This is a genomic window from Flavobacterium aquicola, assembly GCF_003385115.1.
GTDB lineage: Bacteria > Bacteroidota > Bacteroidia > Flavobacteriales > Flavobacteriaceae > Flavobacterium > Flavobacterium aquicola.
Genome location: NZ_QUNI01000001.1, coordinates 266,395 through 279,979, shown reverse-complemented (window position 1 = coordinate 279,979; position 13,585 = coordinate 266,395). Strand labels below are relative to the sequence as shown.

Below are 13,585 nucleotides of genomic sequence, written 5' to 3'. Positions count from 1 at the left end.
CTGAGTACTGCTATTTTTTTATTGCAAATTTACAAAGAATGTGTCTTCTCAAGGTAAACGAATAAGTTGTTTTTACCGCAGATTCGCAAATTTTAATAAAAATCATTCTATGAAACTTCTATTTTCAGCTGAAGTAACACATATTAATTTTTCAAAAATTATTAAATCAAGTCTCCTAAAAAAATAAATCTGCGAATTTGCGGTTATTTTTTAATCATTTGCAGAATACTATTTGTTTTAATTTAAAAGCAGAATGTCTATTTTTGCTGGAATCTCCTAGCCCCGATAGCAGCGACATCCTTTTCCTTTTTTCTTTATAAAGGAAAAGATATAGCGGATAGCGGGATCAGCTCTAAAAAAACATGAAAAAAATTCTTCTTCTTTCGGATACGCACAGTCATATTGATGATACAATTTTGAAATATGTAAATCAGGCTGATGAGGTTTGGCATGCTGGTGATATTGGCGATTTGGCTGTTACCGACACTATAAAAAAGTTAAAGCCACTGCGCTGTGTTTACGGTAATATTGACGATGCGCGGGCGCGTTTGGAATTTCCTTTGCACAACCGTTTTTTTTGTGAAGGAGTCGATGTATGGATTACGCACATTGGCGGTTATCCAGGGAAATACAATCCAACGTTGAAAGAAGAGATGACAAGCAATCCACCGAAATTGTTTATCTGCGGGCATTCGCACATTCTAAAAGTGATTTTTGATAAAAAGAATAATCTATTGCATATGAATCCCGGTGCAGCAGGGAAAAGCGGTTTCCATCAAGTAAGGACGATGCTTCGTTTTGTAATTGATGGTGATAAAATTAAAGACTTAGAAATTATAGAAATTGATAAGAAAGTCTAATCATAATTAACAATAGGAACTTTTAAATGAATTGATGTGCCTTTATTTGGTGCCGAATTTATAATAAACTCACCTTTCATATTGTTTATTCGGGCGCGGATCTGGTTGATTCCAAATCCCTCGTGAGCTTCAAATTGGCTGTTTTTAAAGCCGGTTCCATCATCAGTTACATGAATGATTAGGGATAAGGCTGTTTCTTCAATGTTAATCGAGGAGTGACTGGCATTACTGTGTTTTATGATGTTGTTGATTAGTTCTGCAATTATAAAATATAATTTCATTTCAAAATCTTCATTATATCTTTTCTTTATTTTTATTAAAGAATTAAAACTAATCTTAATTCTTGAATTAGAGGTTTTTTCACATAAATCTTCCAATGCATATAAAAGCCCAAATCGTACCAAAAGTGCTGGCATCAGCTCATGAGATAAGTTTCGGATTTGTTTGTGAGCCTCTTCAAGAATTCCTTTGGTTTTGTTGATTTCCTCGGGCTGTGTTTTTTGCTGTGAAGTGAAAACATTAAGATGTAAGCCAGCTGAAGAAAGCAGTGCACTTATATTGTCATGCAGAAATGTTGAGATTTTTTTCCGCTCCAATTCCTGACCATCAATTGAAGCATTGATAATTCTTTCCTGAATTTTGCTCTGAACATCTATAAGTTTATTTTTTTGCTTTAGATGAATGTTTTGAAAGAAGTAATAGAAAGATATGATTGTGCATACTAAAATAATAAGAACAATAATTACAATTTTTTTATTTTTCGACTGCTCCTCGATTAAGAGATCCTGTTTGTTTTTATAAGATGCTTCGATCTTGTCAATTTCTCTTTTGTAATGATCAATTTCAAGGTTGATGCCAACAATATTGGCTTTGTTCAACTTCTCTTCTATGTGAAGTTCGTCTGTAATTTTATTGAATAAGCAAAGGTTTTCATATGCTTTTTGAGGTTCATGAATTTTGTTTAAAAATTTTGAGTATTCTAAATGTGCAAAAGACAGATCTGATTTTTCATTTCCTGCGGTGCCTAATTCTATGGCTTTTTGGAAATAAAAATTTGCTTTTTCATTTTCGTTCAAAAAATTGTAATACATGCCGTTTAACATGTTTAAAGCAACAATGGAGGACTCGCTGCCAAAAATAGACTGATATTTATTGATGTATTCTAAATAGGGTAGTCCTTCCTGAAATTTTCCAATATCAAAATATGCCCAGGTAATGTTTAATTTTGTGAAGAATATTTGATTCTTATCTAGTATTTTTTGGCTTTGCTGCAATGATTTTTGATAATAATATATCCCTTTATCATATTGTTTTTTGTCAAAGCAGTAGATGTTTCCTAAGTTATTATAAAACTGATTTTTTAGAGTATAATTATTAGTTTTATTAACATAGTAAAGTCCTAGATTGTAATAATGTAAAGCTTTTAAGGGTTCAGTAAGTTCGTCAAAGTTAGAGGCAATTATTAAATACGAATTGGCAATTAAATCATTGCTTTTGTTTTTGATTGATTGTTCTAAAGCTACTCTTGATTTTAATAATGATTCTTCATAATTACTCTTGATTCTATGGGTTTTTGCATCTCTTAATAAAGTAGCTATTTCTTTATTGGAAAGTGTTTTATTTTGAGCAAGTGAGGTTAAACTCAAATGGATTAGAAACAGAAATTGAATTAATAAACGAACCCTAATTTGAAACATGTTTTTGTTGAATCAATAAATAAAATGAATTGCAATTTTTGATTTAAAATATTTGAATTAAGATATGACCAAATGATTATTCATAGCATATTTTACAATGCCTATAGTGTTTTTGGCTTTAAGTTTTTTCATAATATTTTTTCTGTGAGTTTCTACAGTATTGGTACTTATAAAAAGCTGCTCACTTATTTCTTTCCCGCTGTATTCAAGAGCAATCAAAATAATGATTTCAATTTCGCGCTCTGTTAATAATGGGTTTACGTTTGGTTTGTATGTGTTTAGTTTTGGATTGTTTTTTGTAGCATGGCTAAATATTTTCTCTCGAATCGTTTCGCAAAAATATTCTTCACCTTTGGCAACAGCCTGTACTGCTTCAATGATACTATCACCAGCGCATTGTTTGGTCAAATAGCCTGTTACTCCCATATCCATGATTTCTTTAATTAATTTTAAATCATCATAGCTGGAAAGTATTATTACTCTGCACGGAAAACCTTTTGCCGCAAATTCTTTGACAACTTCAATTCCGTCCTTTTCGGGCATGCTGATATCCAGAACCAAAACATCAGCTCTATTATTAATTACATCTTCATATACAGTAGTTCCATTTAGTGAAAAACCCACAACCTGAAAATTTGGGACTGTATTAAGCAGGGTTTGAATTCCGTGAATAATTATTTGATGATCATCTGCAAGATGAATTCTAATATTCTTTGTCATACTTGTTAATAACTGTATCCAAATTTATAAATAAAGATTTTGAATAAAGCTTATTTAATAGAAAATTATTCGATAAATGAAAAAAAAAACCCGAATAGTTACATTCGGGTTTTCTTCGCACATTAATAAATTAAATCTCATAGGTTTATCTCAATCGATCCACAGATTTTACAAGATCTTCGTCCTTCTTGATCGCCTTGTTAGCTAAAACTAAAAAAACGATGCCCAAGACAGGCAGAAACATCCCAATACCTTTCTTCGAAACAGTAACTGTCTCTCCAGATAAATTTAGTGAATGATAAACAAACAATCCTAATAAAATCAAATTTAATACGATATTCAATCTGTTGGCAACAAATTGAGTTTGTCTTTTTTTAAATGATATAATACTGTAAATAGTAATTGCTGTACTTAATCCAAATACAATAGTATAGATTTGGTTTTCTCTTGCGAAATATTCTTTACCTCCTTCTAGTATCCAAAGAGGGAAAATGAATGGCAGAATACCAATCAATAAAAAGGTAAGAATTAAATATATGGTCTGAATGCGTTGTATCATGTCGTTGTATTGTAGTACAAAAATATATTTTCTTTTTAATAAATACTATTGTATGATAAATTTTATTTGTATTATTGCAAGACAATACCGTAAGCACTTCATACTGCGGGATATTAAAATAAGATACTACCTAAAAAATCTTTTGTATTATTTTCCAAATTAATTAAACAAATAGAACATTCATGTTTGATATTTCTGTATTAAAAGAATTGAAGCTTGCTGAGCTTCAAGAAATAGCTAAAAAAGCTAAAACCATAAAATTCACAGGTGTTAAAAAAGATACTTTAATTGGTCTTATTTTAGAACATCAAGCTGTTAGTAATGAATCTGTTCAGGAGAAATCATCAGAAGAAGAGAAGCCCAAAAGAGCTCGCATTACTGCAGAAAAAAAAGCAGCAGTTCCAAAAAATGAAACTCCGGATCTATTTGAAAGTGAAGAAAAAAAAGAAACTGAAATTATAGCAGTTCCAGAGAAAAAAGGCAAAGTTATTACAAAGGATAGCTCTCCAAAAGAGAACGAGTCTGTTTCTGATAATAATGCAAAAGATGTTAAAGTTGTAAAATTCAGTAAGTCAGCTTATGAAAAAAAGATGGCTTTGCAAAGAGAGAAGGAAGCTTTAAAAGAAACAGCACCCGTTGAGGAAGCTGTTGTAGCAGATTCTAATTTGGATGTAACTGAAAAAACAGAAAATCCTATTTCTGAAAAAAAGATAAATCCTAATCAATTAAATAAAAAAGGGCAAAATCCAAATACTAAGATAAACCCGAATCAAAACGGAAATTCCAATTCAAATGGAAATTCCAATTCAAATGGAAATCAAAATCCGAATCAAAACCAGAATCCGAATCAAAATCCTAATTTTAAAAACAAAAAAAGCAATTTCAAAGATGCTGATTTTGAATTTGACGGAATTATAGAAAGTGAAGGTGTTCTTGAAATGATGCCTGATGGATATGGTTTTCTGCGTTCTTCGGATTATAATTATTTGGCATCACCAGATGATATTTATTTATCTACATCTCAGGTACGTTTGTTCGGTTTAAAAACTGGTGATACTGTAAAAGGTGTGGTTCGTCCTCCAAAAGAAGGAGAGAAATTTTTCCCTCTTGTTCGTGTTTTAAAAATTAACGGACATGATCCGCAAGTAGTTCGTGACCGAGTTTCTTTTGAGCATTTAACTCCGGTTTTTCCTTCTGAAAAATTTAAATTGGCAGAGAAACAAAGTACTATTTCAACCCGAATTATTGATTTGTTTTCTCCAATAGGAAAGGGACAGCGTGGTATGATTGTTGCCCAGCCAAAAACTGGTAAAACAATGCTGCTGAAAGAAATTGCCAACGCAATTGCAGCGAATCATCCAGAAATTTATTTAATTGTTTTGCTAATAGATGAACGTCCAGAGGAGGTTACTGATATGCAAAGGAGCGTTCGTGGCGAAGTTATCGCTTCTACATTTGACAGAGAGCCACAAGAGCATGTGAAAATCGCTAATATCGTACTTGAAAAAGCAAAGCGTTTGGTAGAATGCGGTCATGATGTAGTTATATTATTAGATTCTATTACTCGTTTGGCAAGAGCTTATAATACTGTCCAGCCGGCTTCTGGTAAAGTATTGAGTGGTGGTGTTGATGCCAATGCACTGCAGAAACCAAAACGTTTCTTTGGAGCAGCTCGTAATGTAGAAAATGGAGGATCTTTGAGTATTATTGCAACAGCCTTGACCGAAACTGGTTCTAAAATGGATGAGGTAATTTTTGAAGAATTTAAAGGAACTGGAAACATGGAATTACAGTTAGACCGTAAGATTGCTAACAAACGTATATTCCCTGCTATTGATTTAACATCATCCAGTACTAGACGTGATGATTTATTATTAGATCAAAAAACATTACAGAGAATGTGGATTATGCGCAAAATGCTTTCGGATATGAATCCAGTTGAAGCTATGACGCTGATAAATGATCGTTTCAAGCAAACTAGAACTAACGATGAGTTCTTGATTTCAATGAATGATTAGTTTAATGAGATAATTAGAAAATTGGATACTACAAATAGATTGACAAAAAAAGCTTCGAAGAAATTCGAAGCTTTTTTTTATGTTTAGATTTTGTTTAAATTATCTAATTACCACATTATCTAATTCTCACATTTTCTAATTTTCCTTACGTTCCAATAAAGCCATATAAAAACCGTCAAAACCTGATTCTGAGGCTAATATTTTTTTATCTTTTATGAAGTTGAATTGTTTTCCAATTTCGGTAGTTAGGAACTTTTCAACCTGTTCTTGATTTTCTGATGGCAAAATAGAGCAGGTTGCATAAACTAATTTTCCGCCTGGTTTTACGATTTTAGAATAACTTTCCAATACTTCAGATTGAACTTTTCTAATGTTATCAATGAATTCCGGCTGCAGTTTCCATTTTGAATCTGGGTTCCTTTTAAGAACACCTAATCCGCTGCATGGAGCGTCAATTAAAACTCTATCGGCTCTTTCGTGAAGCTTTTTGATCACTTTCGTCGAGTCAATGATGCGGTATTCAATATTGAAAGCACCATCTCTTTTTGCTCTAAGTTTCAGCTGTTTTAATTTACTCTCGTATAAATCCATTGCAATTAATTGCCCTTTGTTTTCCATCAAAGAAGCAATGTGCAGTGTTTTTCCTCCAGCTCCAGCGCAGGTATCTACTACTCGCATACCAGGTTTTACATCTAGGAAATGTGCAACTAATTGTGAATTGGCATCCTGAACTTCAAAGAAACCTTGTTTGAAAGCATCTGTCAGGAAAACATTAGCTCTTTCTTTTAAGACTAAAGCATCAGGCTGGTCTTTTAAGAATTCCGTTTCGATGTTTAAATCCATCAAAATTGCTCTTAAGTTCTCTTTGGTAGTTTTAAGTGTGTTAACTCTCAAAATTACTTTAGCTGGCTGATTTTGAGCCGCTATTTCGGTTGCCCAAACTTTTTCACCTAATTCTTTTACACCCAATTCATCCATCCAGTCTGGAATAGATTCTTTTAGTGCTCTTACTTTTGAAAGTTCGTCAAAACGTCCTTTTATTTTTCTTTCAGGAGTTCCTTCTAATTGTCTCCAATCTGGAATTGGATATCCTCTTAAAACTGCCCAAACAGAAAACATTCTCCATAGATTGTCTCTGTCATAAGGTTCTTTTACTTCGGCTATTTCAGCATATAATCTTTTCCAGCGTACAATTTCGTAGATGGTTTCTGCAACAAATTTTCTATCGGAACTTCCCCAGCGTTTGTCTTTTTTAAGGGATCTTGCCACTACTTTATCTGCATATTCTCCTTCGTTGAAAATAGCGTTGAGTGCATCGATAGTGGTATAAACTAAATTTCTGTGTAATCTCATTTTAAATAATTGAATTGCAAAGGTACTATTTATTGGTCAAAACCAAATTTTAAATTTTAATCAAAAAAAAACACTGTTTTTGGAACAGTGTTTTAAAGTTTTTTAGTTTTTAACAAAAACTCTTGTGAGTCCAATGTTTTCTGGCGGATGCAGTACCATTGGGAATTTCTCTATTTTTACAGAACTGCTGTCTAAACCAAAAGCACTTTCTTCTGACAAGCTTAGTTTTTTAATTAAGAAATAAGAGTTCATAATTAATTTTTCATGCCATAATAAATGACTGTCAGGAGATAAAAATTTCTCCGATAATACGAATTTAAAATCTCCAATAATATTGTTTTTATTAAGAGATTCGTATCGGCTTGTTATATCTACTTCACCATTTTTCACCATGTCTTTGATTACTTCTCTGAACATCAGATTTATTTTCGTAGGTTCTCTAAAACCAAGATTGAAATCGACTCTATATAAATCGTCTTTAAGGATTTCTCTTACCTTGTACTCTGTTTTATATGGTTCGGATACAATATTTACGTGAACAAACCAATAGATATCAGCTCTTTTAGGTCTTTTCTGTAAAATTGAAAACATTACTTTTTCTTCTATTTCATCACTACGGTTGGCATTGGTCATATAAACCAAATGGGTAGCGTATTTTGGAATGGATAAATCGGCACTTAGTTCACTTAGTACTTTTTTGTAATCATCAATTTTTACAAACTTGGTATAGCTTTTATTGATCTGTTTGGCTCTGTACCAAATGGTCATGACACCAATAAGCATCATAGCTATAAACAGGGTTACATAGCCGCCTTCTGCAAATTTTGTAATATTTGCAGCGAAGAAACTTAATTCGATACTGAGATAAATAGTGATTAATGGAACAAAAAAATACCATTTCACCCGCTTCATAATTAAATAAAAGTTTAACAGCACAGTAGTCATTATCATACATAGAATAATGGCTAAACCATAAGCATGTTCCATATTACTGGATTCTTCGAAATGTAATACGATCCCGATACAGCCAATAAGAAGCAGCCAGTTTATAGATGGAATGTATAATTGACCTTTCAGTTCTGTAGGATATTTGATTCTGACTTTTGGCCAAAAACTTAATCGCATTGCCTCATTGATTAAAGTAAAAGAGCCAGAGATAAGAGCTTGAGACGCAATTACTGCAGCCATTGTTGCAATAACAATTCCAAAAGGCTTGAACCATAATGGCATTATTAAGTAGAATGGATTAGCAAAATCGCCTCCTAAAGACTGCAAGGTTACCCCTTCGTGATGTATTAAATAAGCAGCCTGTCCGAAGTAATTTAAAACCAAGGCTGATTTTACAAAAATCCAGCTTATTCTAATGTTTTTTCTTCCGCAATGCCCCATGTCAGAGTATAAGGCTTCAGCTCCGGTGGTACACAGAAATACAAAACCTAATGCAAAAAAGCCTTCAGGATGTATGCTTAATAAATGATATGCGTAATAGGGATTAATGGCTTTGAAAACTTCTGGATGTAAAGAAATTTGATTAACGCCTACAATGGCTAGCATTAAGAACCAGATAAGCATCATTGGTGCAAAAAATTTACCAACTAGTTTAGTCCCAAATTGCTGAATAGTAAATAATACAACCAGAATACCTATTACAATTGGTACGGTATTTATATGCGGAAAATAACTTCTCATTCCTTCTACTGCTGAAGATACCGAGATGGGAGGGGTGATAATTCCGTCAGCGAGTAAGGCACTTCCTCCAATAATAGCGGGGACAATGAGCCATTTAATTTTTGTTTTTTTAACCAAGGCATATAAAGCAAAAATTCCGCCTTCTCCATGATTATCAGCACTTAATGTGATGAGCACGTATTTAATTGTTGTTTGTAGTGTTAGTGTCCAAAATACACAGGATACACCTCCTAAAACAATATCGGCATTAATGATATATTCACCAAGTATGGCTTTCATTACATATAAAGGAGAAGTGCCAATATCTCCATAAATAATTCCCAAAGAAATTAATAAACCTCCCAGAGTTAATTTACTATGGAGGTCTTTGTGCGTTGCGCTCATCTATTATTTTTATAAAAACTTGGCAAATTTACTATTTTTCAATAATAAATGTGGTCAAATCTATTAAAATAATAAAAGAGGCCTAATATGTTACTATTAAGCCTCTTTTGTGAATTGTTATATTTATTTATTTATGTTCTTCGATTATTAACTCTGGAGGCATATTCATTATTTCTTTGTGATTCTGATCTTTGAGTGCTGTTTTCTCTAGGACTGCTGTTTCTGTTTTGAGAATAATCCCTTTGAGGCTGTGCTCTTTGAGTGTTATTTTCTCTAGAGTAGCTCGGAGTGTTTTGAGAATAATCTTTCTGAGTACTATTTTCTCTAGATGCAGCTGTATTTCTATTTTGTGAATAATCTCTTTGGGACTGCGCTCTTTGAACATTGTTTTCTCTTGTTGCACTTGCTGTATTTTGTGAATACTCTCTTTGGGTCTGTGCTCTTTGGACATTGTTATCTCTTGAAACACTAGCTGTATTTTGAGAATAATCTTTTTGAATTTCTCTTGAATTATTATTTCTATTTTGTGCGTAATCTCGTTGGGATTCAGTTCTAGAAGGTCTAGCTTGGTTTTGAGAGTTATCTCTTTGATATTCTATCATAGATCGATTTGCTGTTCTTGATGAACCTGTTCTATTTTGAGAATATTCTCTTTGTGAGTTGTTGTAACTAGTATTTCCTCTATTGTTGTTTGAATTATTTCTTGAATAAGCTATTTCATTTCTATTGCTGTTACCGCTTCTTCTTTGATTTAACTCATAATGGTTTGAATAGTTACTGTTTCTTCTCGAAAAATTATACTCCGGATGTCTTCTTTCATAAGTATTACAGCTGTATGAAGTATAAATTGCAGGAGCTCTGTAGCATCTTCTGTAATTCACATAGGTGTATGTATTGCGATAATTTACACAACTATAAACATTTTGTCTATATCTAAAAACTGAATATGGATTCCAGGCAACATAAAAAGTCGGATAAAGATTCCATGTCCAAGTTGAATAATACGGTCTGTAATAACTAGTCCAGAAGCTTGCATATATTTGCGGTGTCAAGCAATATTGTGGTTCGTAAATATAATTTTCCCCGTAAATAAATGTGTTTCCAACAATTTGAATAGAAATTTTATTATTTCTATCTTTTTCCACTTCTATTGTAGCGACATCTTGGTATAAATCACGGCCAAGAATTGATTGTATTATGATGATATGTGTATAATTTTCTACAGATTCGATTACTCTTAAATAGTCTACCTGATTGTCATTATTTAAATCTAAATTTGAAATTTGAAGTTTAGGATCATTTAAACGCTTTTCAAAGTCATTTAAATTCTGTGACTCACCAAAAATAGAAGAAACGGCTGTTAAATCAAGATTATCACTAATATCGGAGTTCATTGCGTTTATTGTTGTTCTATTTTGTGCGTTCATTTGAAAGGCAAAAAAAGCGGCGATAATTGCAGCTAAATGTATTTTGGTTTTCATGGCTTTTTAAATTTAATTGGTTGTATTACTATCTATACAACAACTGTGCCAGAAATAAGAATTATTGATAGTGGATCTTGAATAAAATTATACATGTAATTAAAATTAGTAAGTTATGATGAATAAAATATTTTTTAGTTTATTGTTTTTTAGTGGATTGAATTTTGTTTTGGCTCAAGATTTAAATAAAAATAAAAGGGCAGAAATTCATTTTAGTACGGTTCAAATAGATACTCTTTTTCAGGATAAGATAAGTATCAGAGCAATTGTGATGGATGGGAATAAAGTTTGGTATGCAGCTGATAAAAATCGCTATGGATATTATGATTTAAAATTGAATGAAAAATTTGAAAATAAGATTGTAAAGGATACTCTAAAAATAGAGTTTCGGAGTATTGCAAAAACAGACAAATTTATATATTTACTAAGTGTAGCAAATCCTGGATTATTGTACCAAATTAAGAAAGACGGAAAAAGTATCAAATTAGTCTATCAGGAAAGAAATGAAAAAGTTTTTTACGACAGTATGCAGTTTTGGAATAATAAAGAAGGAATCGCTATTGGTGATCCTTTGACTGATCGTCTTTGTATTCTAAAAACAATTGACGGCGGTTTTACTTGGAATAAATTATCAGAAAATAAACTGCCTCAAATTTTTGATGGCGAAGCTCATTTTGCAGCAAGTAATACTAATGTTGTTATTAAAGGAAATGACACTTGGATTGTTTCTGGAGGGAAAAAATCAAGAGTTTTTTATTCGTCAGATAAAGGAGATTCCTGGACCAGTAACGAAACACCGATTGATCAGGGCAAAAATATGACCGGAATATTTACCGCTGATTTTTATGATAATAAAAATGGTTTTGCAGCTGGAGGAAATTATGAAATCCAAAATCAGAATTTTGATAATAAAGCTGTCACAATTGACGGAGGAAAAACATGGAAACTTATTGCCGATCATAAAGGTTTTGGTTTTGCTTCCTGTGTGCAGTATGTTCCCAAAAGTAAAGGAAAAGGAATAGCAGCCGTTGGAGCATCTGGATTGTATTATTCATCAGACGGCGGAGCTAATTGGATTCAGTTTAGTCAGGATTCCAGTTTATATACAATTAGGTTTGTCAATGAAAATACGGCAATAGCAGCGGGTCGAAATAAAATGATCCGTATCTGTTTCAAATAAAAAATCCCATTTTATAAATCTATTATAAAACGGGAATTTTTGAATTAATTACCAATTATCTATTAGAACCTTTGTCTTTATATTGCTGCAGAAGCTTTCTGTTGAAATCTTCTTCTGCCTTTTTCAATTTTAATATTTTAGTGGCAGGCAGTACATCTTTGATATTGATCATGAATTTTTTTCGCAAGTTGTATAAATCTTCTTCATTATCCTGAATCTGATCTAAAAGTGCACTAGCTTCTTTCTCTGATAATTTATCAAGATTGTCACCTTGCATTCTTTTAAAATAACCCTTCATTTTTTGATGTCTAAGTTCAAATTGTCTGTCATCAAAAGTATTATAAATGGGCCAGAATTTTTCTGCTTCGCTTGGAGTAAGATCAAGTTCAGTGGTGAAAAAAGCAACTTTCATAGCTCTGATCTGTTCTTTTTTATCTTTAAAATTATCGCTTTGAGCATAAAAATTAAAGGTTAAAAACATAAAAAGTATCGGGAGTATTTTTTTTAAGTCCATGTCTTTATTTTTTTGGATATGTTTATTTTTAGAGAATTTAAAATTTAATTTTCAATTACAAGATTTTCTATATTGGGATTGGAAGCTAACATGTCTTCTAATGTTTGAGTTTCTATTTCTTTTGTATCCAATATAATGATATTGCTTTCAGGTTCAATTTCGCTTATTATTTCGTCCTGATTCAGATGACCTTCTTCCGTTAAATAACTTTCAATAGTTGCTGCGTCCAGATCTTTACTTTTTGAGTATGATTGGTACACTGCCGGAATCATTAAGGCGAGTGCTAAAACTGCGGCAACAGCAAAAAGAACTGTTTTCCTTTTTCTAAAAATAGATATAACTTTTGTTTCCTTATTACTTGGTTCGTTATCTAATCTTTCGATTAATGCTGTTTGGAAGTTCTCAAAGTAGTTGTCAGGAGTTTTAAATCCTGATTCTATTTTCGGTTCGCTATCTAATTTAAATGGTGTCATGAGGTAATATTTTTAATGAAATAAGTTAATTGATAAATGTTTTAATGTTATCAAATAGTTGTTATAGTATTTCATAATGTTTATTGGACTTATTTTTTTAACAAAGGTTTAATCGGTTGTTACAAAAGCTTCTATTTTTTTTACTGCATGATGGTATGAGGCTTTTAATGCTCCTACTGATGTTCCTACTATCTCTGATATTTCTTCGTATTTTAAATCTTCAAAATATTTCATCTTAAAAACCAATTGTTGTTTTTCTGGTAATGTGGCAATTGCTTTCTGTAATTTGATCTGGATTTCATTTCCATCAAAATAAAGATCAGCTTTTAGGTTATCAATTGCTTTGTTTTGCAACTCAACAGATGATATACCGCTTTTTTTTGCTTTTTGATTTAAAAAAGTCAATGCTTCATTTGTTGCAATGCGATACATCCAGGTAAATAATTTGCTTTCGCCTTTAAAGCTTTTTAAATTTTGAAATACTTTTACAAAAGTGTTCTGCAGAACGTCATCAGCATCATCATGGCTTAAAACAATATTTCGGACATGATTATATAATGGTTTTTGATATTCCTGCATGAGTCTTTGAAACGCTTGATTTTGCGTTTGCGGATTCAATAGACTAAAAATAAATTCCTTTTCGTCCTGCAATTTGTT

At 32.0% G+C, this 13,585-nt stretch carries 12 protein-coding genes; 3 read left to right on the top strand and 9 right to left on the bottom strand.

Features of this window, described 5'->3' with window-relative positions; all coding sequences use genetic code 11:
- Positions 1 to 362 precede the first annotated feature (362 nt).
- Positions 363 to 860, top strand: a complete 498-nt coding sequence (locus tag C8P67_RS01120; protein ID WP_115809499.1) for a metallophosphoesterase family protein — start codon at positions 363 to 365, stop codon at positions 858 to 860.
- Here the strand turns inward: C8P67_RS01120 and C8P67_RS01115 are convergent.
- The 3 genes from C8P67_RS01115 to C8P67_RS01105 form a co-directional block, all read right to left on the bottom strand.
- Complete coding sequence (locus C8P67_RS01115; RefSeq protein WP_115809497.1) at positions 857 to 2,557, bottom strand: tetratricopeptide repeat-containing sensor histidine kinase; 1,701 nt, start codon at positions 2,555 to 2,557, stop codon at positions 857 to 859. The genes C8P67_RS01120 and C8P67_RS01115 overlap by 4 nt on opposite strands.
- 57 nt (positions 2,558 to 2,614) lie before the next feature.
- Entirely contained in the window at positions 2,615 to 3,277 is a 663-nt protein-coding gene (locus C8P67_RS01110; protein WP_115809495.1) for a response regulator, read from the bottom strand.
- A 145-nt stretch (positions 3,278 to 3,422) separates the two neighbouring features.
- Positions 3,423 to 3,836 (bottom strand): DUF4293 domain-containing protein, encoded by a 414-nt coding sequence (locus C8P67_RS01105; protein WP_115809493.1) that lies wholly within the window; start codon positions 3,834 to 3,836, stop codon positions 3,423 to 3,425.
- A gap of 182 nt (positions 3,837 to 4,018) precedes the next feature.
- On the opposite strand from C8P67_RS01105, the gene rho reads away from it, so the two are divergent.
- On the top strand, positions 4,019 to 5,854 hold the full coding sequence (gene rho, locus C8P67_RS01100; RefSeq protein WP_115809491.1) for a transcription termination factor Rho: 1,836 nt from the start codon (positions 4,019 to 4,021) through the stop codon (positions 5,852 to 5,854).
- 135 nt (positions 5,855 to 5,989) lie between these two features.
- Here rho and C8P67_RS01095 read toward each other — a convergent pair whose 3' ends face one another.
- The 3 genes from C8P67_RS01095 to C8P67_RS01085 form a co-directional block, all read right to left on the bottom strand.
- Positions 5,990 to 7,207, bottom strand: a complete 1,218-nt coding sequence (locus tag C8P67_RS01095; protein ID WP_115809489.1) for an RsmB/NOP family class I SAM-dependent RNA methyltransferase — start codon at positions 7,205 to 7,207, stop codon at positions 5,990 to 5,992.
- 102 nt (positions 7,208 to 7,309) lie between these two features.
- A complete protein-coding gene (locus C8P67_RS01090; protein ID WP_115809487.1) occupies positions 7,310 to 9,280 on the bottom strand; it encodes a KUP/HAK/KT family potassium transporter in 1,971 nt (656 codons plus the stop codon).
- A 131-nt stretch (positions 9,281 to 9,411) separates the two neighbouring features.
- Positions 9,412 to 10,761 carry a hypothetical protein gene (locus tag C8P67_RS01085; RefSeq protein ID WP_115809485.1) on the bottom strand — a complete coding sequence of 450 codons (1,350 nt, stop codon included), beginning with the start codon at positions 10,759 to 10,761 and terminating at the stop codon, positions 9,412 to 9,414.
- A gap of 115 nt (positions 10,762 to 10,876) precedes the next feature.
- Between C8P67_RS01085 and C8P67_RS01080 the strand changes: the two genes are divergently transcribed.
- Positions 10,877 to 11,941, top strand: coding sequence for a sialidase family protein (locus C8P67_RS01080; protein ID WP_317125436.1), 1,065 nt, complete (start codon positions 10,877 to 10,879; stop codon positions 11,939 to 11,941).
- Positions 11,942 to 11,996: 55 nt separating this feature from the next.
- Here the strand turns inward: C8P67_RS01080 and C8P67_RS01075 are convergent, their stop codons facing one another.
- The 3 genes from C8P67_RS01075 to C8P67_RS01065 all read right to left on the bottom strand — a co-directional run bounded on the left by C8P67_RS01075 (position 11,997) and on the right by C8P67_RS01065 (position 13,579).
- Positions 11,997 to 12,455 (bottom strand): sensor of ECF-type sigma factor, encoded by a 459-nt coding sequence (locus C8P67_RS01075; protein WP_115809483.1) that lies wholly within the window; start codon positions 12,453 to 12,455, stop codon positions 11,997 to 11,999.
- 44 nt (positions 12,456 to 12,499) lie between these two features.
- On the bottom strand, positions 12,500 to 12,928 hold the full coding sequence (locus tag C8P67_RS01070) for a hypothetical protein (protein WP_115809481.1): 429 nt from the start codon (positions 12,926 to 12,928) through the stop codon (positions 12,500 to 12,502).
- Between the two features lie 108 nt (positions 12,929 to 13,036).
- Positions 13,037 to 13,579 carry an RNA polymerase sigma factor gene (locus tag C8P67_RS01065; RefSeq protein ID WP_115809479.1) on the bottom strand — a complete coding sequence of 181 codons (543 nt, stop codon included), beginning with the start codon at positions 13,577 to 13,579 and terminating at the stop codon, positions 13,037 to 13,039.
- Between the last annotated feature and the right edge of the window lie 6 nt (positions 13,580 to 13,585).